The sequence below is a fragment of the Viridibacillus sp. NPDC096237 genome (genome assembly GCF_050278625.1).
In the GTDB taxonomy this organism is placed as follows: Bacteria; Bacillota; Bacilli; order Bacillales_A; family Planococcaceae; genus Viridibacillus.
The window spans coordinates 42,592-64,554 of sequence record NZ_JBNNTI010000021.1 but is presented as its reverse complement, the minus strand read 5'-3'; the positions used below and the strand labels follow the sequence as shown (position 1 = coordinate 64,554).

Sequence of the window (21,963 nt, the reverse complement as noted above, 5' to 3'; positions counted from 1 at the left end):
TACTACAATAACAAACGAATTAAAGCAAAATTGGCTGGTCTAAGTCCCGTGCAATACCGAACTCAAACCAACCAATCAGCCGCATAATAAAAACTCTAACTTTAAGGGGTCACTACCTTAACCCGGGTCATCATCTTTTAATATTGAAAAATTTCTAGCTGTTGTCCAGTTTCAATAGTTTCTGTGTTCAATTTATTCCATTGTTTAATGGAAGTAACTTTAACATTATAGGTTTCAGCAATATGATTAAGTGAGTCGCCATCTTCTACTTTGATGGTAGTTTTATTTTTAACTGGTTTATCATATTGAGTGAGGTCATATTCAGCGATAAGTTTATTAAGTTTTTTGTTGTATTTTGAATCGGTTGCATAGGATCCTGTTAAATGCTTTGTAGCATCTTTATAGGATTTAGTATTACTTTTGAAAACGCCAGTGTAAAACTTTTTATTCCAAGAAAGACCCTTGCGTAGTAAACGTACGTAATCCTCTAAAGATTCTTCATAGGAAGGGTATTTACGGAAATCAGCCATTACGGTTGTCATTTTACCCTTGCCATCATCTTCAGACGTTTCAAGTTTCACTGAGTCGTTTTTATACTTTCCCTTCATGCCAAATAAATTATTATTTGGTGAAGAACCGAGGCCGCTTTGACCATATTCACTCTCAAGAGTTGCTTGAGCAATCATAACAGAAGCGTATAGATCATTTTCTGCAGCAAGTGTACGCGCTGTTTCTGAAATGGAACCAATGAACTCTTCGACACTTTTACTTTCTTCAACGTATTCTTGCTTAGAAGTGTCAGCATGGTTTCGTGAATTTTCAAATTGTTGCACTAAAACATAAATAGATATACCGATAAAGGCGAGAACTATAATCATACCTATTAGTAATTTTGGTAGTAGTTTCATTCATTTGATGGTATTGCAAATTTGCAAAACCTTCCTCCTTCCATATATTCTCTAAAAATATAAAAGTCTTACTATTCTACTATTGTAAAGCAATTAGATAAAAAAAAGCAAAGATATCTTTGCATAAAGTCTGTATTTACTAGGACGCGCTTGAAAGTGAGATAGTTCCGTATTTTGTTGTTTACTTTTGTACAATAATAAAAATATTTAATACCTAAATGGAAACTATATAATTGATGTTTTTCAATTTAATATATGCATTTTCATTTAAGGAGTAAACTCATTGATGAGAAAATATCGAAAGGGGAACATGAAGAAAGCAACCAATCTTAAAAAAGTTGATCGCTTTAGTCTTTAGTACTAGCCTTATTTGTTTCAATTTAGTCTATCCAACTAGCGCTTTTAATATTTGAGTCTATCATCTCAAAATTGATAGAATGAATGATTAAAGGAGGGGGAGTTTACATTTACCTATCCCAATTTTCTTTTACTAATACTTCTTTGCTTACCATTGACCAGGCTATTTACAACCATTCCGGTTATAACAAGAATCATACCAAACAATGATAGACCTTTAGGGAATATTCCATTTAACAATATAACTTCACCAATAACAGTAAAGATCATGGCACCAGCTTGCGTAGATTCAACAGCTGCAAGTAAACCCATATTGTTTTTTGCCATATCCGTTGCTAAAAAGAAGAGAAGACTCGCAATTACACCGGATGATAGAGCCAGTAGTAATGCCTGACCAAATTGTGAACCTGTCGGTAATCCAACTGTAACCGTTCCATAAATACCAAAAATAATTGCAACTGGTAAACTACTAATCGCCATTCCTAATGTACGTTGGAAAGTATCGATTCTCCCTTGACACATCTCCATCATTTTACGGTTACTTAATGGATATAAAAAGGCAGCAATAACAACTGGTATAAAACCTAATATAAACTCTTTGACACTTATATGTCCTGCCTGATTTACTTGCATTAAAATTACACCAAATAGAATGATAACAGACACTCGTAAGCTCTTAAAAGGTATCGCTTGTCGAACTCTTTTATCTCCATCCTCAGATGACACCGTTACAAAGAATAATGGAGAAAGTAAAGCGCCAGCTAAAATGGTTACTTGCCAAGTACCTGATGTTAACCATGACGGGCCATAAACTGCCGCGAAACTTAATAATGAATAAAAACCTACGCCACCAAGTGTTCCCCATAATAACCATTGAAAAGGATTCTTCGCCATTTCACGAATTAATTGTCCTAAATTTTTTCGGAATGCCACGATAAGAAGAAGGAATGGAATTGCCAAAATAAAACGTAAAGAAGCTGTCCATGCCCAACTTGTTCCATCAAGATTCATCGCTCTATTTATTATAAAAGTAGCTGAAAAAAATAGGGAAGATAATATCCCAACTAATACTGCTCTCATCATTTATCACCTCTTTTTTTCTTTAATACGGTAATACATACTATACCTGTTATGTATTAAAGTAAAGTATAATATACTATTGATTGGGTTGTATATATTATTATTGTCTCGAAAAGATATGTTATAATTTATTAAAAATTATAAAAAGTTAAGTATATATAAATTAAGGAGTGAAAAAATATGAGTTCAAATAAGGATGAAACACAGCAATTAATTCAATTTGTCGGAACGAAACTTCGTGAACTAAGAAAGGACCAAAAATTAAGTTTAGAGGATTTGGCTGCAAAAACAGGAGTAAGTAAATTAACGCTAGGTAATATTGAACGTGGCGAAACGAATCCGACGCTAGGTATGATATGGAAAGTTGCGAATGGTCTTTCAGTACCTTTAATGGCACTTTTAAAACCGGAGAATAATATCAATATTTTACGTGCGGGACAAGGTCCAAAATTATTTGGAAGTGGCCAAGAGTGGATTATTGAGCCTTTATTTAATGACGTCAGAGGAAGTACGGAAATGTATCGAGCTTACTTACAGCCTCGTTGTAAATATGAACCAGAAGACCATCATCCAGGTGCTATAGAAATTGCTACAGTTATGTCGGGAGAAGTTGAAATAACAATTGGGGAATCATCTTATACGCTTAATAAGTTTGATACGATACAATTTGTTGCGAGTGAAAAACACTCCTATAAAAATTTAAGTGATGAACAGGCCGTACTACATTTAGCGATAAATTATAAATGATTAAGTGTAAGGAACGTAAAAAATAATTTTGATTTAATGAAATCATCGGAAAAGTAAATTAGGGTATACTGAAAGAAAATTAAAAGTGAGAGGCGTGGCGTATGAAAAGATTACTTACTATAATGTGTGGTTTGCTTATGGCGATGTTATTAATATTTTCTTTTAGTCCTTTATCAATGCATGCCGAAACGAATAAGGCAGTGTCGGTCAAAACCCACAAATATCTGTTTAATAGCAATATAAAATATCCACAAATCAGTGGCATGAAAAATAAACAAAGACAAGAAAAAATCAATGCTGACTTCAAAAAATTAGCGAAGCAAGAATATAAAGAACGTAAGAAAATACTAAAGAGATACGATAAAGACCGAAAAAAACTCGGTTTATCAAAATCAGAATATACAACATATGAATACAAAACCTTTTTTACAGTCAAATACAATCAAAATAACAAAGTTAGTATTGTGAAAACAAAGTATTACTATACTGGTGGTGCACACGGTGAGTATTACAGTGAAAGCTATAACTATAATACAAACTCAGGTAAAGAAGTTACACTGAAACAAAATTTCAAAACAAACACTGCATATAATAAAGTAGCCACTTGTACAATCAAGAAAATACTTGCGGATAAAGAGAAATATCCTTTAGCTGATAAAAATATGAATTTAAGTATGACACCTTATTACTGGACTAATGCTAAGTCGGGAATCAACCTCATTTTCCAAATATACGAAATCGCTCCTTATTCATCTGGACAAATTGAATTGCCAATGGCAACAACATGTAGATAAGGTTAGTAGAGGACTACGATGATATTTGGTTAAAATTAGGATCTGTTAAAAATAATTGTTGATATTTGGTTTTTTTGCGAACATATATTCCGTAATGAGGTAAGGATATATGTTCGAAGGTTTGGTAATGAAATTGGTAGAGATTATTAATGCAGTGATTTGCAGGTTAAATGTATTATTAAATGTTAATCCTTACATATACTCAATGGAAAAATGCAAACTATTTGTTACATGGTAAGTCTGCTAAACAATGAATTTATATTTTTGGAGATGGTCTTATGAAAAAGTCGTTCTTCCTTATCTTAATGTTCAGTTTATTTATACTAGCTGCTTGTACTGACGCTAAAACACAATCTTTAAAAGAGTTTTATAAAGATGCAAAAATTGAAAATGTAGATAAAGTCATCATTCAGGATGGTTCAACTGGTGCTTCAAAAGCGATTACTGAGCAAGAGCAAATTGATGAATTTCTATCTCTGATTAAAGATATAGAGTTTACTCCTCAAGATAATCAAGAAGAACGTAAAGGATGGCAATATGGTATTACTCTTTTTGATGGCGAAAAAGAATTTAAATTCACATTAAGTGAAATTGGTGATACCTATTACAATTCAAACCCAGATATTTATCCAATTGTAGATAACTACTACAAACAGTTGGGAACTGTAGAAAAATAGAATATGAAATCTTTAGAACTAAACAGCGTGATTCTAAGTGACTTATATTCAATGCTGTTTTAAATTTCAACTGTAACAGAGCCTAAAATAAAAGGCCATGAAAATAAGAGCATTGGAACGCTTTCTTGTATCTCAGTTTGATCAGTACAATCAACGCTTCGGTACACGATTTCATAAGGATTCGACAAATCGCATGCAGAGTTGGAATTAATGTTCAAATCAAAAGAATAAAAGAGCGTCTACAAGTAAAGATCACACTCATTTACACATAAATATTGATGGTCCCTGGTAATGTACGAAAATAAAAAAAACTAACTAACTAACTAACTAACTAACTAACTAACTAACTAACTAACTAACTAACTAACTAACTAACTAACTAACTAATTATTTACGACATACTTATTATTGCAATATATAAAATAAAAAAACTACCAGTTCGAATATAGAAGGAGTGATCAAAAATTACGATATATAATAAACTAGTACGAGATTTAATCCCACAAGTAATTGAAAAGAGTGGGAAAGAATGTTCAACTCGCGTATTAGCACCTGCAGAGCATTTAACAGAAATAAAATTAAAAATGCAAGAAGAAGCACTTGAATTTAAAGAGGCAGCGGTACAAAAAGATGCGGTTGAGGAGTTAGCTGATATATTAGAGCTTGTTCATACAGCATTAGCAGTATATGAGATTTCTTATGAAGAGCTTGAGCAAATTCGATTAGAGAAAAAAGAAACACGGGGAGGCTTTTCTAGAGGGATCTATTTACTAGAGGTGGAGGATAACTGACCTAAAGAAAATATTGCTTTTGATGAAAAACTTTTATTGCAATATCCTATTTATGTGAATATTTTCAACATGTTAGTTTGGATAAACTTAATATATTTGTGAATATAAAGTACAAATTTTGAGAAGAAGATAATCAAATTTGAACAAGTATTTAATCCAATAAATTAATATTGAAGAGCAGCTTATGACTAAATTCATAAGTTGTTTTTTCTTTAAGAATTTAACGGGTAAAAATTCATAATAATTCTCTAAAATGAAGTCAAATAAAAAGAAAAGGTGATCAAATGCGTAAAAAAATAGGTTTAGCGATAATGATGTTACTTAGTGGGGCATATACTGATGGATTCATAGTCAAAGCTGATGACGATGATCACAAGTATAAATAAGAATACGACGATGAGGATGAAGAAGATGACTACGACGACAAAGATAATTATGATGACGAAGATTACTAAGAAAGTGAAGAAGGTGAAATAATTGATGACGATAATCTAATAACCAATCACATAGGTACTTGGAATATATGGTCAAGAACTTTAGCAAGAAGTAAAACCGACTTACCTTTTACAGAATCTAAAAAAGTTCAGTTACAAGTAAGTACTAACAATGCTAGCAATGAAATATACGTAATTCCTAAAGACGGTGAGTTTCATGTTCAGGGAAAGGTAGTGGCAGAGCTTTTAGGAGCAAAGGCGTCTTTCTATAAAACTAGTCGAATATTAGAGGTGATTTCTAACGAAACAAAATTATTATTCCGTGTGAATACCAATGTTGTTTATGAAAACACTGTGAAAAAGCCATTACCAGCAATCGCCTTTTAATTAAATGAAGAAATTTACTTGCCAATTAGTGCAATTGCAAATGGCCTAGGGTATGCAGTTGAATGGCAAGAAAAAGACAATAAGTTTTTATGCCAAAAATTATCCTAAAAAGGGGAGAATGGTACGAAGAATCAAAAGAAAGCTAAATGAGTTTAGGAACATCTGGCGTTGTGTTATCTGCGTTGTTACTAACTCAAATGTAAAGCATCTAAAGCATTTAATCAACGCTTTCGTGATTAGGTAGGCGTAGTAAGTATGTTGAAGATAAGAATGAGGCATCACTCGTCTTTTGGCCGACAGGAGCAACTGCAGGATGTGCAATAAATAGATCTAATACCAATAAAAAGTATGACTGTGAATTAGTGAAAACGAAAATTGAATAAAACATTAGAAGCTGCTTTATCGATGACGATTTCATATTCTATAAAGTCTGTGATGTTGTATGTGTGCTTGAATGTATTAATACCTTTACAAACGACAAAAACGAAGATTTTTCAAGCAATCAAACAATTCGTGTACTTGATCAGATTAGTAATAACATTGTTCGATTATTTGCCACTAATTATCTTGGCAAAGAGCAAAATGATGCTGCAAGTCGCATTTCACTTTGGAATGATATAACTACTCTTCATAAAGAACGCCAAACTTTACGTGCTTTCGAAAACTTTAACTCAGAAGATGTAACGGTACAGCTGGCGCAACTATATTTGACTGTGATGGTATCTTAAGGAAGGCAATGGTGCAGATTAAACAATTTCTTAAACTTGATTTACAGTATCTTGCTCAGACAATGAGCGCGAAAGACTCCGTAATAAGTGCTGTAGTTCTCACCACTGTTGCCGGAGTTTCACTCACACTTACTTTAGAGGTTGTTATAGATTGTGCGTTTATTCTATCCACGACAGCAGCGTTGATATGTAGATGTTCCAAGTTCTTTGAAAGAAAGAGTAAAAGAAATTTTAGTAGAGGGTCTAGAAGAATTAGCACAGTAAACATAGTATAACTCGCGTTTTTTTTATGCATAAAACAGCATAAATTTCTTTTCGCCTGTGTAGAATAATAGATATGGAGGGAGGGAATTATGTATGATATATGCGAAAATCTCAATGCATAGTGGGAAGGAAATCGAAACATACATTGATGAGACATTAGAAGAAGTAGAGAATGGTTTCGTTAAAACGATTGAAGAGAAACGTATGTTACATTTTGACAATAAAGTTGGTAATGGACGTATAAAAAAAATTACAATCAACGCACGTTATATTTCTAGCTTTGAATTATCAGAAAGATAATCCTTCTAATACTGTAATATTACTAAGCACTCAAGCGAGTGCTATTTTTATATACAATTCTTCAACGCATCTACATACAGGGTGCGTTTTTATTTTGAAGAAAAAGAGGTGTATGCCTTTGGAAAAATCATTAGAGTACGGGTTCCTCCTTGATAACCATGAAGGTCGAATTAAAAAATTAGAGGAAAGTGACCACGATAAAGAAAAGCGGTTGCGTGATGTAGAGAAATCGTGTATTAAGTTAGAAAATACGATACTTCATGAAAACCGTGATACACGTCAATTATTTCAAAATACCATGCAGAACCAATGGGAGCTCATTAAATCTGGGGGGCAGTGGAAATAATTTTAACTCTATAAAGTTAATTACAATCAACGGTAGTATCTGAGGTGAAAGTCTGGTTCTACTCTCTTTTTAATTATTTGAGTCGATAATGTGAACTGTTTTAGATGAATTCACCTGAAATAGATAATATTTCCATATTGTCATTGAAATAACATATGTTTCTTGCAATACTAATGGTAGAACAGATTAGGATGGGAGATGCAAATAATACTAGAATCTGTTCTGGTCTTGCGAACATTTCAAAATCTGTACTGCATATCATTTTATCCAATATTTGACATTTAACCCATAATTATGTTTTACTTTTATTGTAGGGAACGAATTATACACAAATAATAGGAGGGAATAATTATGAAAAAAGTTTTAGCAACAGCGTCTTTTATAGCGATGGCAATAATCCCGGTAACAGCAAGTGCACAGGACGTTCCATCCAAGCCGATTCATAATGGTCAAGGAATTACCCAAAATCAGGTGAAAGCTACTCCAGGTACAATAGGCCAGATTACAGATTTTGTAGACAATGAAACAGGCAATTTCATAACTGTTAAAGGGTATGGTCTTGCTCCGACAGATCAGAGCGAAATCATTTTGTCCATCACCGAAAGTACTAAAATAATTGACTCTAAAGGCAAAGAGGTGTCTTTAAAAAAGATTATTGATGTTAAAAAGGTTGTTAAAGCATTCTACGGTCCTAACATTACTAAGAGTCTCCCAGCACGCGGGGAAGCAATAAAACTTGTTGTCCAAGACCAATACTTTACAGGAATTAATGGTACTGTATCTGAAGTGAAAGAAAGTGGGATTGTCGTAAAAGGTACTGATATCTATACTTCGAATAAAGAAACGATCGTCTTGCACTTCGCTGAAAAAGCCCAGATCTTAGACCAAAATGGAAGAGTAGTCAAAGTAAGTGAAATCGAGCCAGGTATGAGTGTCAAAGCATTCTATGGTCCTGCAGTTACGATGAGTATTCCAGCTCAATCGACAACGAACTATGTCGTGGTCAACTTGGCAACTGAAGAAGCGGTTCAAGAAGATGCTCTAGGTACAAATGGTATTATTACGAATGTAACAGATAACAAGATCACCGTGATTGGGAACCCGATGGAAAAAGGCGGAGTGAATTATGTAATCTTATCGGTGGATAAGAACACTCAAATTGTCGATCAAGAGGGAACTTCATTAACGTTAGATGCGTTAAAAGAGGATGTTCGTGTTGATGTTTACTACGGTGAAATGATAACAATGATCTATCCGGCTCAAACATATGCCAATAAAATTGTTGTTAAAGCAATAGAAAGCAATAAAGTTGAAGGTACAATCGTTGCATCGAATCTCACAGCGAAAGGGCAAGTTTATATTAATGTGGGTTCTGACCAATCCAAAGATAATGATGTGATTCTGAACATTTCGAAAGATACCAAAGTAATCCCAATGCTGGGAGGAGAAACGGAATTGAAGGCAGGCATGAAAATTGTTGCATATCATTCCCCGGTGATGACGAAATCGTTACCAGGTATTACGAATGCTGAAATAGTGATCGTAACTTCTGATGGCAAGCATTAGTGCGTTAAATAATAGCTAGATTATTTAACGCACTACCCGCACCAACTCCATTCACCAGTTAAATTTAGAGGAATTTAAAGAGCGGTAGCCAATGATGGCCGTCGCTCTTTTTAAGTTGTATTTTTAGAATTATATACGTGCCTGCAAGTTCTGTTTTTGCCAACCATCAATTTTATGGGTCACCAAAAAAGTTCCCTACTAGTAATGAGTGGTAATGAAAGAGATAGCCATACAGAAAACATCTCCAACAGGAACCAATTTAAAGTACAAATAAAATTTCAGACGTTTTTCAGAAAGAGAGTACGATTAACAAAAGAAAGGTGATTAAATTGATTGTCATTACATCCATTAGTAGTCTATTTTCCAATAGCACTTCTCCTTGCTGGTTAATAAATATAAGAGGGAATATTGTCCTGCTTTAGGACGATTTTAACGAAAATAGATGAATTAAAGGATTCTAACAAACTAACGCTATGAGAAATGCCCATATACACAGAGGATTACTATAATCGTGTTATTCAAAAGGCAGATGTTCCGAAAGCGGATGTGCCGATGGAGGAATTGAATTGCTAGTATTATTGGGAATTTAGTAATGGTGCTCAATGAGAACAATATTTGGGATGTGAAAGCCCAGCATGGGGCGATTTCATTATTGTTAGAAGAAGCCAAGAAATATGATATTCCATTAGAACATATTCATTATTTCAATGGTATTTGTGACCTAAGTTACTGTCAATTTACAGCAGATAAAGATTGGGAAACGTATGAAAAAAATACGCCCGTATGGGGACAAACATATTCAATTCCATTTAAAGAAATGGAACAATTCACAGCGCCGGTATTAAATGTAGGGCCCTTTGGTAAAGATGCACATCAAATTTCAGAACGCTTACACGTGAAAAGTGCATTTGAAGAAATGCCTGAATTGTTATACAAATTAATACAGTATATAAGTTCAAGCAAGGTGGTAAAAGGTTAATTTTTTAGGGGAATATGTATGGGGATATGGGGAATCACCATACAATATTGAGAAAGAACAATATAAGATCAAGTGATTAAATGCATTAGCATTAATATAATCGAGCTGAATAAGATGGAAGTGCATTTGTTAATCCAACTACTCTTCAATTTGAGAGTAGCGTCTCGTCATCAGAAAATGGGTGTATGAGGCGTTTTTAATAGAAAAAAAGTGAACACGGGAATTATAATGAAACAATAGATGTTTTACTATATAAAAATAATACAGTGTTTATTGAAGAAGATAAAAACTAGTCTAAACGAAATAGTCTAGAAGTATAAATTGGATGAAGTAGAATAAATGAAAACGTCTCGAAAACTATAGTAAACTGGTCGATGATAAAAGAAGAAATATATTAGGAGTAGTGCAAAAGGGAATGCTCGGTTTTTGTTATTTTAATATATCTTAAAAATTAAATATTCTAACATATCATTTACCTGTTGACGGATAAATGTATTATGTGTTAAATTAATTTATGTACTAAAGAGCACATAACATATGCGGAAGTAGTTCAGTGGTAGAACACCACCTTGCCAAGGTGGGGGTCGCGAGTTCGAACCTCGTCTTCCGCTCCAAAGTACGGAGGAATACCCAAGTCTGGCTGAAGGGATCGGTCTTGAAAACCGACAGGCGGGTCATACCGCGCGGGGGTTCGAATCCCTCTTCCTCCTCCATTGTTTTTGAATAGAGTTTTTAATAATATTATCGCGGGGTGGAGCAGTTCGGTAGCTCGTCGGGCTCATAACCCGAAGGTCACAGGTTCAAATCCTGTCCCCGCAACCAAACGGGTCAGTAGCTCAGTTGGTAGAGCATTAGATTGAAGCTCTAAGTGTCGGCGGTTCGATTCCGTCCTGACCCATACATAAGTAAGAGTTATCCTGAAAAGTCGATTTGACTTTTAGGATAACTCTTTTTTGTTGTTTTATGTGGATTGTAAATGTTGTTTTGTAGAATGAACAATATGGAAGTGGTGTTTTTCGACTGCTATTAAGGGAGCAAAAAATAGCATCAAATATCCACTTGGTCTTTTTATGACTTCCCTAAACCATTAATCCGGATAAACTGACCGCTCTCATGGATAAAGTTGTAATCAGTTTCAATAAGTACACTCATATAAACTGTACGCATTAAATCTTTGCCGAGTGAATCTTGTAAATAAATCGTTTGCCCCTCGAATCTTCGTAAATTCTTCATAAAATTGGTCAATTTCTTTAAACTTATCTAAAAAACACCGTATTTAGAGTCGAAATGGCATAGAATGCACCTTTGGAAGTGCTCTTTTTTAGTGATTTGATCAATTGTGACATTTTTAAACTCATATTCACTAAATAATCAAGGGCGGATTTTAGTATTTTCTTCTTCGTTATAAGTGCTTGCTCTTTCCTTTGTGACATTTGGTTCATAGCTTTCTCCCTATAAGAAAGTATATAACTCCAATTTACCCTATTCAAATATAAAAATAAAAAATAATTAGAAAATTCAGAAAATTATTGACTTCATAAATGAGAGTAATTATTATAAAATCTATAGTCAGTGACCACGGGTCTGTGGAATTCCATTTTTTATATGAAAGTGTATAAATTTCTTGAGGAGGGAAGGAAATTGGATATTATAGGTCATAACACATTGAAGAGTTTACTAGAAGAAAGAACAGAGATGTTTTCTCAAAGAACATTTTTAGTATGATGAGGCGATCAAAGCGTTTGTTATTTTGAATGAGGATGCACAAGTGAACGAGGATATGTTTATTGAATTCTGTAGATTAAAAAAAGCAAAATTTAAAGGGCCTGATGAAATGAGTTTGTTTCAGATTTTCCAAGAACACCAGTTGGTAAAATCCAAAAACATGTATTAAGACAATCAATCCGTACGAGTTAATGAGCTAACAAAGGGAGGGTTTATATGAAAAAGAGACGAATACTTTTTGCAAGTTTAGCTGGATCTGTTATTGAGTGGTATGATTTTTACCTTTATGGAACGGCAACCGGGTTAGTATTTTCAACGTTATTTTTTCCTACTTGAGATCCATCGGTTTCCATTTTAATCGCCTTTGCTACGTTTGGAGTTGGCTATGCGGCACGTCCTATTGGGAGTGTTATTTTTGGACATATGGGTGATAAGATGGGCAGAAAAGCTTCACTTATGTTGACTTTGCTAGGTATGGGAGGAAGCTCGTTTTTAATTGGGCTCTTACCTACATATGCCCAGGTAGGGTTACTAGCACCGATTCTATTAGTAGTACTGCGCTTGATACAAGGCATTGCCTTAGGTGGAGAATGGGGTGGAGCTGTATTATTAGCGACTGAATCTGCTCCAAAAGGTGTGCGCGGTCTATTCAGCTCGATTCCACAATTAGGTGTTCCTTTAGGTTTAGTTGCTGGGACATTTAGTTTTAATTAATAAGTTCGTTAACGACAGAGGCGCAGTTTATGGCTTGGGGTTGGAGATTACCGTTTTTGTTCAGTGCGGTGTTAATAATATTAGCAGTTTGGATTCGTAGTGGTATTGAAGAAACTGCAGAGTTCCAACGCCAAAAGGACCAAGGAGACTTGGCGAAGGTACCGATTGTCGAAACATTCAAATACAACTGGCGTGACGTATTGCGTATTATTGGCTTAAAGTTAGGTGATGGTTTTTTTAATGTTTTTTTAATGTCCTTTATATTAGTGTATGCGACAACTTCATTGGGCTATTCAAGAGATATAGCGTTAATGGCGTTGACGATTAGCTGTGCAACGATGATATTAACGATTCCAATAGTTGGCTATTTATCTGACTACATTGGTAGAAAGACAATTTATATCGCCGGTTTAGTTGGTATGCTAGTATTATCTATTCCTTATTTCATCATGATTCCTCAAAGTGTAACGATGTTCTACTTTATGCAGGTTGTTCTATTAGGTATTCTTTGGGCGACGATTTTTTCAACTCAAGGGACACTATTTTCAGAGCTATTTCCAGCTAAAGTGCGTTATACGGGCTTATCTGTCGGCTACCAAATTGCAGCCGCAATCGTAGGCTTCGGACCAATGCTTTGGGCTTCAATGAGTGCGAAATACGGAGCAGCCCCTTATGTATTCGGAAGCTTAATGATTGGTGGTTTATTATTATCATTAATTCTAGCTCATTAATTCTAGCTATTTTTGCACCTGATACGAGGAAGGTCACACAATATGAGGATCTTGCAGAAGAGCAGGTAGCGGATGTCGAAAGAATTATTTTAACTTCGGCAATGCCTTTAGAAATAAAATCTAAAGTCAAAAATTAGAGTCAAAAAATGAACATATCACCAATATAATAAAAAGAATAAAAGTGGGGCTCAAGATTTTATTTAGTTCCATTTTTACTTTGTATTAAAAGATTTGAAGAAAGTGTATGGAATGATGAAAATAGAATCAAATTGTTATGTTTTTATTAAAAGGCTTTCGATATAACGTCGGAAGCTTTTTCATATGTTATGAAGAGGTTTTAAATGGACTAGTGGTGACATGCCACTCTCTTTTCAATAAATTGATAAACATTATTTGTGAATTCCTCAGGAAAACATACATGTGTAGTGTAATTTTACAATTATTTTAACAAAAGTTGTTGTTTTGTGTAAAATTAATATGTATAATAACTTTTATATTATATAGGGGGTGAGTGTAATTGCATTCAAATAATTTAGAAAAGCGTGTAAATGAGCTAGAGCAGGAGGTTTCCATTTTAAAGCAGGAAATGGCTCAGCTAAAAAATCAAATTGTTTCACCAATCCAAAAAGTAGAAAAAGCTAATATTATAAATTCAGAAAAAACTGCAATTAAGAAAGAAGTACTTGAAAGGACGTATGTCCAGAATGTAAAGGTGAATGAAACACCTCTTCAAAAACCTAGAAAAGAAAAGACTTTAGAAGAGATGCTAGTATGGTCATTACCGAAAGTTTTCATGATCATGATCGTATTTGGTGTTTTATGGGGACTAAAATTAATTAGTGATTATGGCATTCTTGCAAATGGCTTTAAAATTGCATTAGCGTATGTATTCTCCCTAGCCCTAGTTGGCCTGGCATACATTATGGAATATAAAAAGAAACGTCAAAAAGCGCTGTATATTACGCTATACGGCGGTGCGTTTATCATCGGTATTTTAACGACGGCGGCAGGGGCCATTTTGTATGATGTTCTACCATTACTTATCGCACTACTGGTTGCACTTCTATATATTACATACGGAATTGTCATAAGCTATATGAAAAAAAGTGAAGTGCTAACGATATTTGTAGTATTCACATCGTTACTTCTTCCATATTTACTAGAATATATGGCATTTGGTGAGACCATTATATTAGGCTTTATCGTCTTATTATTTGCAAGTATACAAATTGTTATTTGGAAGCATCATCAAAAAATTGCACTGTATACAGGGTTGTTTTTTTCACAAATGGCGGTTTTAATTGTTGGGTTTATGAATAATTATTCTGAATTTGTATTTGGTTGTACATTTTTAATTGTATTAGGTATCTTCATGTACAGCTGGATTCGTTTTTATGAGGCAGGTCAAAAGTCATCGACGTTATTTGAGGGTATAGTGTTTGGTATTAGTATGATTAGTTTATTTTTCATTAATTTAATAGCTGATGATTATAGTAGCTTGTTCTTACTGATTTACATGAGTGGTTTTGTTGGTCTTGGAAGTTATGCTTATTTGAAAAAGAATAGTAGACTTGTTGATATTTTCTATACCGTGGCGTTAGTGGCTGCGATGAATTTCATCATTCAATTGGAATTAGCAACGAATTTGAAAGAATTCATTCTTCCATTTACTGCATTTATCAGTTTGCTTTTAGCACTTCGTTTACGTGCTAGCTTGATGAAAGTAACAAATTCTTTGTTATTTACAATTGTAGTTTTAGTAGCCTTTTTAGACGGTTCAGTCATTCCATTCTGGAGTTTCTCAAATATCAATCAATTAGTCATTATTGTTTATATGTTCGTCTTATTTATATTTGCAATGCGTCCCAAAAATATATCAGGTCGTTTTGAAAAAGCTATGGATGAGATAGCAATATTAGAGATTGTGCCTATTTTAATTAGCTTATATGTATTTTCCTATATTGCAAAGTTAGATTATGAGTATTTCAATGTAGAAGGTGAATTACCATACTTATTATTAATTGTATTAGCTATTACTACTGTTGCAATCTTATTTATAAAGGAGAAATTTATCGGAAGATTTTTGCCGATAATATTCCTACTTAGTTTCTGTTTTTCAATGATTTTTGCTTTATTAGTAGAGGATTTGTCTGACCAAGTAGTAGTTTATAATTTTGTCTTTAGAATTGCTTATACTATTATCTTTAGTTACTTAATATATTCAATTTGTAAAGGGAAGAATTACTTTAGAAAATGGCAAGTGCAAATAAGAAATTTTGTTGAGCAAGTTATTTCTATCGGACTTGTTGTAAATATGATTGCAGTTATCACATTGATATCGCAAATTCATACAATACATTATTTTGGTGTAAGGTTTTTATATACAGGTCATACGATAATAATCCTCATCACAGCATGTGTTGCATTATGGCTTAGTGCACAGAGGAAGCAAAAATTCATTCGATCTACAGGATTCAGCTTGTTAGTCTTTGGTATTGCAAAATTAATCTTCTTTGACCTTTCTTATTTAGATTTACTTATTCGTGCAATCCTCTTCATCAGTATTGGTGGGTTTGGCTTATGGTTGTCGAATAAGTTATTACAGAAGGAAGATTTTGAGTAGGGAATTTGAATTTTTAAGCTAACTTCAGTAATATATTTATAACAAAAATCAGGCTAGCTCATGAAGAGGAAATCATGAGTTAGCTTTTTGTTTGTGTATCTTAATGTTCATGTGTTTACTATGTTTATAGGCTGAATTGTTATTATCTTTCTAAAATATTTTAATTTCATGTGAATAAAGTTATGGTGAATTAATACTATATTTTGATATAATGAAGTATAATTCTAGATGAAGATTATTTGACAATAATCGATTAAATTCCAAGTATTTACTTATTTTATATTTTGAATATTAATTATTTCCGAAATATATCTAAATAAATAGGGAGTCATTTTTTATAGCAACACATATATCAAATTAAAGGTGTGAGAGTGAAGTTGGGGAAAATACTAGGGTTTAAAAATTTCAAAACTGTAAGAGCGAAAATATCATTTGGCTTTATGATCGTTGTTATTATGATGTCGGGGTATAATTTTTATAGTTATGTTATGCAGCAAAACTCAACAAAATCAACGAAGGAAATTGTAGAGTTTGAGTTAGAAATTTTAGCAGCAGAGGATAAGTTAGCTTCATCATTTGCAAATCGAATGGCGGCAGCAAGAGGGTACATTATTTCTGGTGACAGTAAATATAAAGAAAAATTTAAGGATTATACAGATATCGCTGAAGAAAATGAAGCAATTGTTAAAGAATTAACATCTTCGATAGAGTTAGATGAAATAGTGGAAAAAGCAAGAGTGTGGCGTACATATGTAAAAGAAGATGTATTTGCAGAATACGATCGTGGGAATAAGATACTAGCTGCAGATAATTTGAAGTCTGTAGACGAACAAGCCAGTGAAATACAGAAAAGCTATGAAGAGTTAGCAGCAACACGTGAAGTGGAGATTAAGAAAATAGGTAAAGAAATGATTGAAAATGGAGAAAAAAATCAATTAATAAGTATTATTTCGTCTATTTTACTTACTATCGTTTCAGTAATCGTGGCTTATATTACTGCTCGCTTAATCGTAAAACCAATTAAGCTAGTAGCAAAACGTATGACAGAGATATCACAGGGAGATATAAGTCAGCCAGAACTTCCAAAAACGACTAATGACGAGATTGGACAATTAATTGAATCTACAAATGAGATGAGCAATAATGTCCATGAAATTTTGAGTAACATTCAATCTGTGTCTCACCAAGTTGCATCAAATAGTGAAGAACTTGCACAATCCGCATTAGAAGTAAAAACGGGCAGTTCACAAATAGCAATAACTATGCAAGAGATTGCTGAAGGAACAGAATCCCAAGCAAGTAACGCTAGTGATTTAGCATCAGTTATAGAATCGTTTAGTCAACAAGTTAAAGAAGCAAATTTTGAAGGTAATAAGATGAACAATCACTCTTTGAATGTTCAAAGTCTTACAAATGAAGGTAGCAGACTAATGATAGCTTCAACTGAACAAATGCGTAAAATTGACGATATCGTTCAAGCTTCAGTGCAAAAAGTAGAGACCTTGGCAGAGCAATCTTTAGAAATTTCAAAATTAGTATCTGTTATTACTAGTATCGCAGATCAAACGAATTTACTTGCTCTAAATGCGGCAATTGAAGCAGCGCGTGCTGGAGAACAAGGAAAAGGCTTTGCTGTAGTAGCTGATGAAGTAAGAAAGTTAGCTGAACAAGTAACGTTTTCAGTAACTGACATAGCAGGTATTGTTCAAAAGATTCAACAAGATACAAAGAATGTGACGGCATCTCTACGTAGTGGATATGAAGAGGTAATTCAAGGAACAGAGCAAATCGCTTCAACAGGTGAAACTTTCAACAATATATCAACTGCTATTGATAATATGGTTGATAATATATCTATCATTACAAATAATTTAAGTGGTATTTCACAAACAACTTTACAAATTAATCATTCAATTGACGAAATTGCATCTATCTCTCAGGAATCTGCAGCAGGGGTCGAAGAAACAACTGCAACTGTGCAACAAACAACAAGTTCGATGGAAGAAATTTCAAATAGTTCAGATCATCTTGCTGAACTTGCAGAAGAACTCAACCTCCAAGTTAAGAAATTTAAATTATAATATGCTTAAAAACCAGATTCTCAAAGGAGAATCTGGTTTTTTAAATATATATATAAGACCGTTGATTTCCGCTACGGTAGACGCTTTCCGCGGGCGGGCGCCAAGCCGCTTCGTCGCTACGCTCCTGCAGGGTCTTGGACTGTCCCGCATTTCCCGCAGGAGTCGCCACCTCCGCTCCAATCAACTACAAATGTAATAAAAACAAATATTTTGAGGCGATGAAAAATGATGACGAGACCCTTTCAGACTGTAGACAAAGTCGAAGAAATACGAATTTATCTACAGTCTTTTTTCTTGGCTGTTTTCTCAAAGATTGTTGCTTTTAATTACTTAATTGAACAATAGTCAATGACCGAGTTCAATTAACCTGCCCCACTGCCGTAATTTTGCAAGTTGAAATTGCAAATCTAAATATATCAGAATTTATTTGTAAAGTACCTAGCACTATGCCAAGACCTGTTTGTTCCACGTTAAAATTAGTTGCAGTATCACCATCACTTACTAAAAGATTCACTGTAGAACCGATAAGTGTATCCAGCAATTGTCTAATTGGTCGTTCACGACAATCACATTCGCACCCAGAACCAACAGGTGGCAACAAGTTAATTGTAGGTCCCGGCGTCAAAAACCCTACCCCTATAACATCAGAAATATTTACCGCATAGGTTGTTGCCCCATCTGTAACAGTAACTAAAAAATCATTCACTTTAGTAATAGTGAATAAAAAAAAGAAGGGCGGTGCATTTACCTGGTCTACAATGGTGGCAAGAATTACAGTTTGCCCAACAAGTTGTTTTAAGACGGACTGAAGCGGGGAAACACAACAGTCACAAATACTCAAAGAGGGGGCGGCTGTAGGACAACAACTATTAAGTGCTTTGTACTTAACCGGTGGACACCATTCGTTAGGTTTCATTCTAATAATTTTTTTGGACATAAATTCACCTCCACATTCTTATATAATATGTTTTTTAAGAAGTATGAGATGAGAGTAATGCCTAATCAGGTTCTTGTTGAACGAACCTGCAACGTTAGTTGAATAGCAACAATCTTTTCGAAAACAGCCTTTTTCTTTTATAAAAAATAGATAAGACCGTTGATTTCCGCTACGGTAGACGCTTTCCGCGGACGGGCGCCAAGTCGCTTCATCGCTACGCTTCTGCAGGGTCTTGGACTGTCCCGCTTTTCCCGCAGGAGTCGTCACCTCCGCTCCAATCAACTAAAAATGTAATAAAAACACATCTTTTGAGGTTATGAGAAATGATGACGAGGGAAAAATCCTGAAAGAGATCAAATTGAAATGATTGCTTTAGATCAGCTAGTACCTCATGAACATCTTGTGAGAAAAATGGAGTCTGCGATTAACTCAGAGTAAGAAAGAATCTTTTATGATTCAGAAAATAAACACTTTTAAGCGAAGTAAAGCAAGAAATTGTGGATAGTGATGATTAACGACTAAACTAATTTTATAGTATTCCATTTTTAATGATGTTTATTGAAAGATTTAATCGGTAATTTCCATAATCAAGAATATTATCTAATAAATCATTTAATTGCTCTTCTGTTTTTGCACTTGCTTTTAACAGATAACAGCCTTCACCCGAAATCTTATGGGCTTCTAAAACATCATTCCTATTCTTTAGAAAATCTTTAAAACTAGTATGATTGGTTGTTTTCATAAAAACTGTTATAAAAGCTAGAAAAGTATGATTACCTAATTTCATCTCATCAACAATGATGGAATAGGATTTAATAACTTCATTTTCTTCTAACTTTTTTATCCTATTCCCTACTGCTTGTCCTGTCATATGGATTTGTTCACCGATTTCTTTCCAAGTCATACGAGAGTTTTTTAATAATAGGTTTATTATTTGAATATCGATTTTATCTAGAAGCATTTTACATTCCTTTCAACGTGAAACAGAAAACAACAAATCTTTTTCACTAGAGTATTCTACCAATTAGGATTATTAATTATAATTTGATTATATTACATGGAACAAAACTAGGGGGAATTAAAATGAAAAAAGCTTTATTAATAATCGATATTCAAAACGATTACTTTGCTGGTGGTAAAATGGAATTGCATAAACCTTTAGAAGCAGCTCAGCAAGCAAAAGAGGTATTAACATGGTTTAGAGACAAAGAGTACCCAATTTTCCATATACAACATTTTTCAAATAGATCAGATGCTACATTTTTCTTACCAAATACAAAAGGTGCTGAAATCCATGATCTCGTCCTACCAAAAAAGATGAAAGAGGAAGTTATTATTAAACATTTTCCAAACAGTTTTTTAGAAACAGATTTACTAAACAAGTTAAGAGAAAAGAAAGTTGAGGAGTTAGTAATTATAGGGATGATGACACATATGTGTATAGATGCAACTATAAGAGCAGCAAAAGATATAGGTTTTAAATGTATTCTAATAGAAGATGCCTGCACTACAAAAGAATTAAAAGTACAAGATCAAATTGTTCCTCCAGAGCATGTCCATTTTGCTTTTGTAGCAGCATTAAATGGATATTATTCAAATGTAAGCACTACAAAAGAATTTTTACTACATCATTAATTATAAGGAATAATTCACTAGTGTTGCATTAAATTTAAAACTACACGATGTACTAAGAAACTCGATGATTCCAGTATTGACGATTTTCGGATTAATAACAGCTGAACATCCATATATGGGAGATATTCGCGGACTGGGTTTCTTTCAAGAGGTTGAAATGGAAGAAGATAAAATAACGATGGAACCAGCATCTTATGCACATGTATTAAAAATTGTCTCTGACTGTAAGGAAAATGGTTAATCCTTGGTAAGAACGGGGACAGTAGCTAACTATAACAATATTCTAACGATTAGCCCTCCTGTGTCTTGTACTGATGAGGATCTCGAATTTATGATAGCAGTTCTGAAAAAGGTATTTAAAGAAAACGAATAAAATAGAAAAGCCATTTCGCAATAGCGGTATGGCTTTAAATATTGTCTTCTATAATATTATTTAACTCTTATAATAATATTAAGGTTTATTTCTATTAATCGTTATTTCATAATAAGGCTCTTCTTGTTGTACATCATCAAAAAAGCGCATTTCTTTAAAAACCAAACCTAACTTCTCTAAAATCTTTAAAGAAGCTTTGTTGGTTGGATCAGCAGAAGCACAAACTCGATTTACTAAAGGATGATTGTTTGCTAATTCTAAACATGCCTGACTAGCTTCACTCGCAAATCCTTTACCCCAAGCACTTTTCTTAAAATGATAAATCAGCTCAATTTCTTCAATAGAATCCGTAATATTAAATCCTGCGGCCCCTATAACTTCATTTGTTTCTTTTTCAATGACTGCAAAAACAGATAACTGATGTGTACGATAGCAGTCAGCATATACTTTTGCAATATGTGGTAACTTTTCATGAGAAGTAGCTCCATCACACTGACTCATTACTTCAGAGTCACCCCAAAAATATTTCATATCTTCAACAAATGTCTCTTCAAATACAGCTAACTTTAATCGTTCTGCTTCTATTACTATTTGCATAATACGCTCACTCTTTCTAAAGTTTATAGAATTAATATAACATGTACAAATTTCTAAAAGGAGTACTTAGAAGTTACTATAATGAAATTTTTTCCATGTGTAAAATTATTTAGTATAGTCCATTAACGAATAGGTCTAATAATTGTAGAATACCATGGGAAGGTGCTTCTTTATAGGGAAGTTATATTG

Annotated in this window: 24 protein-coding genes, 4 tRNA genes and 2 pseudogenes; 22 read left to right on the top strand and 8 right to left on the bottom strand. The window is 33.7% G+C overall.

Translation table 11 applies throughout. The features are described from left to right. Positions 1–87: IS3 family transposase (locus ACQKMD_RS12965; RefSeq protein WP_427752556.1), on the top strand; the 87-nt coding region annotated here is incomplete at its 5' end. A gap of 50 nt (positions 88–137) precedes the next feature. Here ACQKMD_RS12965 and ACQKMD_RS12960 read toward each other — a convergent pair. Both ACQKMD_RS12960 and ACQKMD_RS12955 read right to left on the bottom strand, forming a co-directional pair. Next, entirely contained in the window at positions 138–878 is a 741-nt protein-coding gene (locus ACQKMD_RS12960) for a glucosaminidase domain-containing protein (protein ID WP_427752552.1), read from the bottom strand. 501 nt (positions 879–1,379) lie between these two features. Next, positions 1,380–2,345 carry a DMT family transporter gene (locus ACQKMD_RS12955; protein ID WP_427752555.1) on the bottom strand — a complete coding sequence of 322 codons (966 nt, stop codon included), beginning with the start codon at positions 2,343–2,345 and terminating at the stop codon, positions 1,380–1,382. Positions 2,346–2,525: 180 nt separating this feature from the next. Between ACQKMD_RS12955 and ACQKMD_RS12950 the strand changes: the two genes are divergently transcribed. The 6 genes and pseudogenes from ACQKMD_RS12950 to ACQKMD_RS12925 all read left to right on the top strand — a co-directional run bounded on the left by ACQKMD_RS12950 (position 2,526) and on the right by ACQKMD_RS12925 (position 6,175). Then, positions 2,526–3,092, top strand: a complete 567-nt coding sequence (locus ACQKMD_RS12950; protein WP_427752551.1) for a helix-turn-helix domain-containing protein — start codon at positions 2,526–2,528, stop codon at positions 3,090–3,092. Positions 3,093–3,193: 101 nt separating this feature from the next. Continuing rightward, a complete protein-coding gene (locus tag ACQKMD_RS12945) occupies positions 3,194–3,886 on the top strand; it encodes a PdaC/SigV domain-containing protein (RefSeq protein WP_427752550.1) in 693 nt (230 codons plus the stop codon). A gap of 278 nt (positions 3,887–4,164) precedes the next feature. Beyond that, entirely contained in the window at positions 4,165–4,563 is a 399-nt protein-coding gene (locus tag ACQKMD_RS12940) for a hypothetical protein (protein WP_427752548.1), read from the top strand. A 109-nt stretch (positions 4,564–4,672) separates the two neighbouring features. Next, positions 4,673–4,794: pseudogene (locus tag ACQKMD_RS12935) on the top strand (IS256 family transposase); the annotation flags it as partial. A 353-nt stretch (positions 4,795–5,147) separates the two neighbouring features. Beyond that, the gene (locus tag ACQKMD_RS12930; protein WP_427752547.1) at positions 5,148–5,354 is read left to right on the top strand and encodes a hypothetical protein; all 207 of its coding nucleotides are present in this window, start codon (positions 5,148–5,150) and stop codon (positions 5,352–5,354) included. 668 nt (positions 5,355–6,022) lie between these two features. Next, a complete protein-coding gene (locus ACQKMD_RS12925) occupies positions 6,023–6,175 on the top strand; it encodes a hypothetical protein (protein WP_427752546.1) in 153 nt (50 codons plus the stop codon). A 217-nt stretch (positions 6,176–6,392) separates the two neighbouring features. Here the strand turns inward: ACQKMD_RS12925 and ACQKMD_RS12920 are convergent, their stop codons facing one another. Next, on the bottom strand, positions 6,393–6,563 hold the full coding sequence (locus ACQKMD_RS12920; protein ID WP_427752545.1) for a hypothetical protein: 171 nt from the start codon (positions 6,561–6,563) through the stop codon (positions 6,393–6,395). A 58-nt stretch (positions 6,564–6,621) separates the two neighbouring features. Between ACQKMD_RS12920 and ACQKMD_RS12915 the strand changes: the two genes are divergently transcribed. The 9 genes from ACQKMD_RS12915 to ACQKMD_RS12875 all read left to right on the top strand — a co-directional run bounded on the left by ACQKMD_RS12915 (position 6,622) and on the right by ACQKMD_RS12875 (position 11,256). Beyond that, positions 6,622–6,903, top strand: coding sequence for a phage tail sheath C-terminal domain-containing protein (locus ACQKMD_RS12915; protein WP_427752544.1), 282 nt, complete (start codon positions 6,622–6,624; stop codon positions 6,901–6,903). 357 nt (positions 6,904–7,260) lie between these two features. Next, positions 7,261–7,467 (top strand): hypothetical protein, encoded by a 207-nt coding sequence (locus ACQKMD_RS12910; protein ID WP_427752543.1) that lies wholly within the window; start codon positions 7,261–7,263, stop codon positions 7,465–7,467. A 118-nt stretch (positions 7,468–7,585) separates the two neighbouring features. Continuing rightward, positions 7,586–7,813, top strand: coding sequence for a hypothetical protein (locus ACQKMD_RS12905; protein WP_427752542.1), 228 nt, complete (start codon positions 7,586–7,588; stop codon positions 7,811–7,813). 351 nt (positions 7,814–8,164) lie between these two features. After that, positions 8,165–9,379, top strand: coding sequence for a peptidase (locus tag ACQKMD_RS12900; RefSeq protein ID WP_427752541.1), 1,215 nt, complete (start codon positions 8,165–8,167; stop codon positions 9,377–9,379). Positions 9,380–9,971: 592 nt separating this feature from the next. After that, positions 9,972–10,358: a hypothetical protein gene (locus ACQKMD_RS12895; RefSeq protein WP_427752540.1), complete on the top strand. Its 387-nt coding sequence runs from the start codon at positions 9,972–9,974 to the stop codon at positions 10,356–10,358. Between the two features lie 539 nt (positions 10,359–10,897). After that, positions 10,898–10,972, top strand: a tRNA-Gly gene (locus ACQKMD_RS12890). 6 nt (positions 10,973–10,978) lie between these two features. Next, a tRNA-Ser gene (locus ACQKMD_RS12885) sits at positions 10,979–11,071 on the top strand. A 32-nt stretch (positions 11,072–11,103) separates the two neighbouring features. Then, positions 11,104–11,180 (top strand) — tRNA-Met (locus ACQKMD_RS12880). A gap of 3 nt (positions 11,181–11,183) precedes the next feature. Beyond that, positions 11,184–11,256 (top strand) — tRNA-Phe (locus tag ACQKMD_RS12875). Between the two features lie 170 nt (positions 11,257–11,426). Here the strand turns inward: ACQKMD_RS12875 and ACQKMD_RS12870 are convergent. Next, on the bottom strand, positions 11,427–11,591 hold the full coding sequence (locus ACQKMD_RS12870) for a hypothetical protein (protein WP_427752539.1): 165 nt from the start codon (positions 11,589–11,591) through the stop codon (positions 11,427–11,429). 23 nt (positions 11,592–11,614) lie between these two features. Next, complete coding sequence (locus tag ACQKMD_RS12865; protein WP_427752538.1) at positions 11,615–11,800, bottom strand: hypothetical protein; 186 nt, start codon at positions 11,798–11,800, stop codon at positions 11,615–11,617. Between the two features lie 634 nt (positions 11,801–12,434). Here ACQKMD_RS12865 and ACQKMD_RS12860 point away from each other — a divergent pair. The 4 genes from ACQKMD_RS12860 (at position 12,435) to ACQKMD_RS12845 (ending at position 18,232) form a co-directional block, all read left to right on the top strand. Then, positions 12,435–12,797, top strand: a complete 363-nt coding sequence (locus tag ACQKMD_RS12860) for an MFS transporter (RefSeq protein ID WP_427752554.1) — start codon at positions 12,435–12,437, stop codon at positions 12,795–12,797. A gap of 29 nt (positions 12,798–12,826) precedes the next feature. Further along, positions 12,827–13,528, top strand: a complete 702-nt coding sequence (locus ACQKMD_RS12855; RefSeq protein WP_427752537.1) for an MFS transporter — start codon at positions 12,827–12,829, stop codon at positions 13,526–13,528. Positions 13,529–14,045: 517 nt separating this feature from the next. Continuing rightward, complete coding sequence (locus ACQKMD_RS12850; RefSeq protein ID WP_427752535.1) at positions 14,046–16,151, top strand: DUF2339 domain-containing protein; 2,106 nt, start codon at positions 14,046–14,048, stop codon at positions 16,149–16,151. A gap of 377 nt (positions 16,152–16,528) precedes the next feature. Beyond that, a complete protein-coding gene (locus ACQKMD_RS12845; protein ID WP_427752534.1) occupies positions 16,529–18,232 on the top strand; it encodes a methyl-accepting chemotaxis protein in 1,704 nt (567 codons plus the stop codon). A 358-nt stretch (positions 18,233–18,590) separates the two neighbouring features. Here the strand turns inward: ACQKMD_RS12845 and ACQKMD_RS12840 are convergent. Then, a pseudogene (locus ACQKMD_RS12840) lies at positions 18,591–19,067 on the bottom strand (hypothetical protein); the annotation flags it as partial. 631 nt (positions 19,068–19,698) lie between these two features. Further along, positions 19,699–20,130 carry an Lrp/AsnC family transcriptional regulator gene (locus ACQKMD_RS12835; RefSeq protein ID WP_427752533.1) on the bottom strand — a complete coding sequence of 144 codons (432 nt, stop codon included), beginning with the start codon at positions 20,128–20,130 and terminating at the stop codon, positions 19,699–19,701. 122 nt (positions 20,131–20,252) lie between these two features. Between ACQKMD_RS12835 and ACQKMD_RS12830 the strand changes: the two genes are divergently transcribed. Together ACQKMD_RS12830 and ACQKMD_RS12825 are read left to right on the top strand one after the other, a co-directional pair. Further along, the gene (locus ACQKMD_RS12830) at positions 20,253–20,804 is read left to right on the top strand and encodes a cysteine hydrolase family protein (RefSeq protein WP_427752532.1); all 552 of its coding nucleotides are present in this window, start codon (positions 20,253–20,255) and stop codon (positions 20,802–20,804) included. Positions 20,805–20,868: 64 nt separating this feature from the next. Continuing rightward, entirely contained in the window at positions 20,869–21,045 is a 177-nt protein-coding gene (locus ACQKMD_RS12825) for a hypothetical protein (protein ID WP_427752531.1), read from the top strand. A 210-nt stretch (positions 21,046–21,255) separates the two neighbouring features. On the opposite strand, the gene ACQKMD_RS12820 is transcribed toward ACQKMD_RS12825, so the two are convergent. After that, complete coding sequence (locus tag ACQKMD_RS12820) at positions 21,256–21,774, bottom strand: GNAT family N-acetyltransferase (RefSeq protein ID WP_427752530.1); 519 nt, start codon at positions 21,772–21,774, stop codon at positions 21,256–21,258. Between the last annotated feature and the right edge of the window lie 189 nt (positions 21,775–21,963).

Coding starts and splice junctions, on each gene's coding strand:
- ACQKMD_RS12830 (WP_427752532.1), top strand. CDS start 20,253: ATGAAAAAAGCTTTATTAATAATCGATATTCAAAACGATTACTTTGCT.
- ACQKMD_RS12835 (WP_427752533.1), bottom strand. CDS start 20,130: ATGCTTCTAGATAAAATCGATATTCAAATAATAAACCTATTATTAAAA.
- ACQKMD_RS12940 (WP_427752548.1), top strand. CDS start 4,165: ATGAAAAAGTCGTTCTTCCTTATCTTAATGTTCAGTTTATTTATACTA.
- ACQKMD_RS12910 (WP_427752543.1), top strand. CDS start 7,261: ATGATATATGCGAAAATCTCAATGCATAGTGGGAAGGAAATCGAAACA.
- ACQKMD_RS12855 (WP_427752537.1), top strand. CDS start 12,827: ATGGCTTGGGGTTGGAGATTACCGTTTTTGTTCAGTGCGGTGTTAATA.
- ACQKMD_RS12930 (WP_427752547.1), top strand. CDS start 5,148: ATGCAAGAAGAAGCACTTGAATTTAAAGAGGCAGCGGTACAAAAAGAT.
- ACQKMD_RS12825 (WP_427752531.1), top strand. CDS start 20,869: ATGATTCCAGTATTGACGATTTTCGGATTAATAACAGCTGAACATCCA.
- ACQKMD_RS12895 (WP_427752540.1), top strand. CDS start 9,972: ATGGTGCTCAATGAGAACAATATTTGGGATGTGAAAGCCCAGCATGGG.
- ACQKMD_RS12955 (WP_427752555.1), bottom strand. CDS start 2,345: ATGAGAGCAGTATTAGTTGGGATATTATCTTCCCTATTTTTTTCAGCT.
- ACQKMD_RS12920 (WP_427752545.1), bottom strand. CDS start 6,563: ATGTTTTATTCAATTTTCGTTTTCACTAATTCACAGTCATACTTTTTA.
- ACQKMD_RS12865 (WP_427752538.1), bottom strand. CDS start 11,800: ATGAACCAAATGTCACAAAGGAAAGAGCAAGCACTTATAACGAAGAAG.
- ACQKMD_RS12870 (WP_427752539.1), bottom strand. CDS start 11,591: ATGAAGAATTTACGAAGATTCGAGGGGCAAACGATTTATTTACAAGAT.
- ACQKMD_RS12900 (WP_427752541.1), top strand. CDS start 8,165: ATGAAAAAAGTTTTAGCAACAGCGTCTTTTATAGCGATGGCAATAATC.
- ACQKMD_RS12945 (WP_427752550.1), top strand. CDS start 3,194: ATGAAAAGATTACTTACTATAATGTGTGGTTTGCTTATGGCGATGTTA.
- ACQKMD_RS12820 (WP_427752530.1), bottom strand. CDS start 21,774: ATGCAAATAGTAATAGAAGCAGAACGATTAAAGTTAGCTGTATTTGAA.
- ACQKMD_RS12950 (WP_427752551.1), top strand. CDS start 2,526: ATGAGTTCAAATAAGGATGAAACACAGCAATTAATTCAATTTGTCGGA.
- ACQKMD_RS12960 (WP_427752552.1), bottom strand. CDS start 878: ATGATTATAGTTCTCGCCTTTATCGGTATATCTATTTATGTTTTAGTG.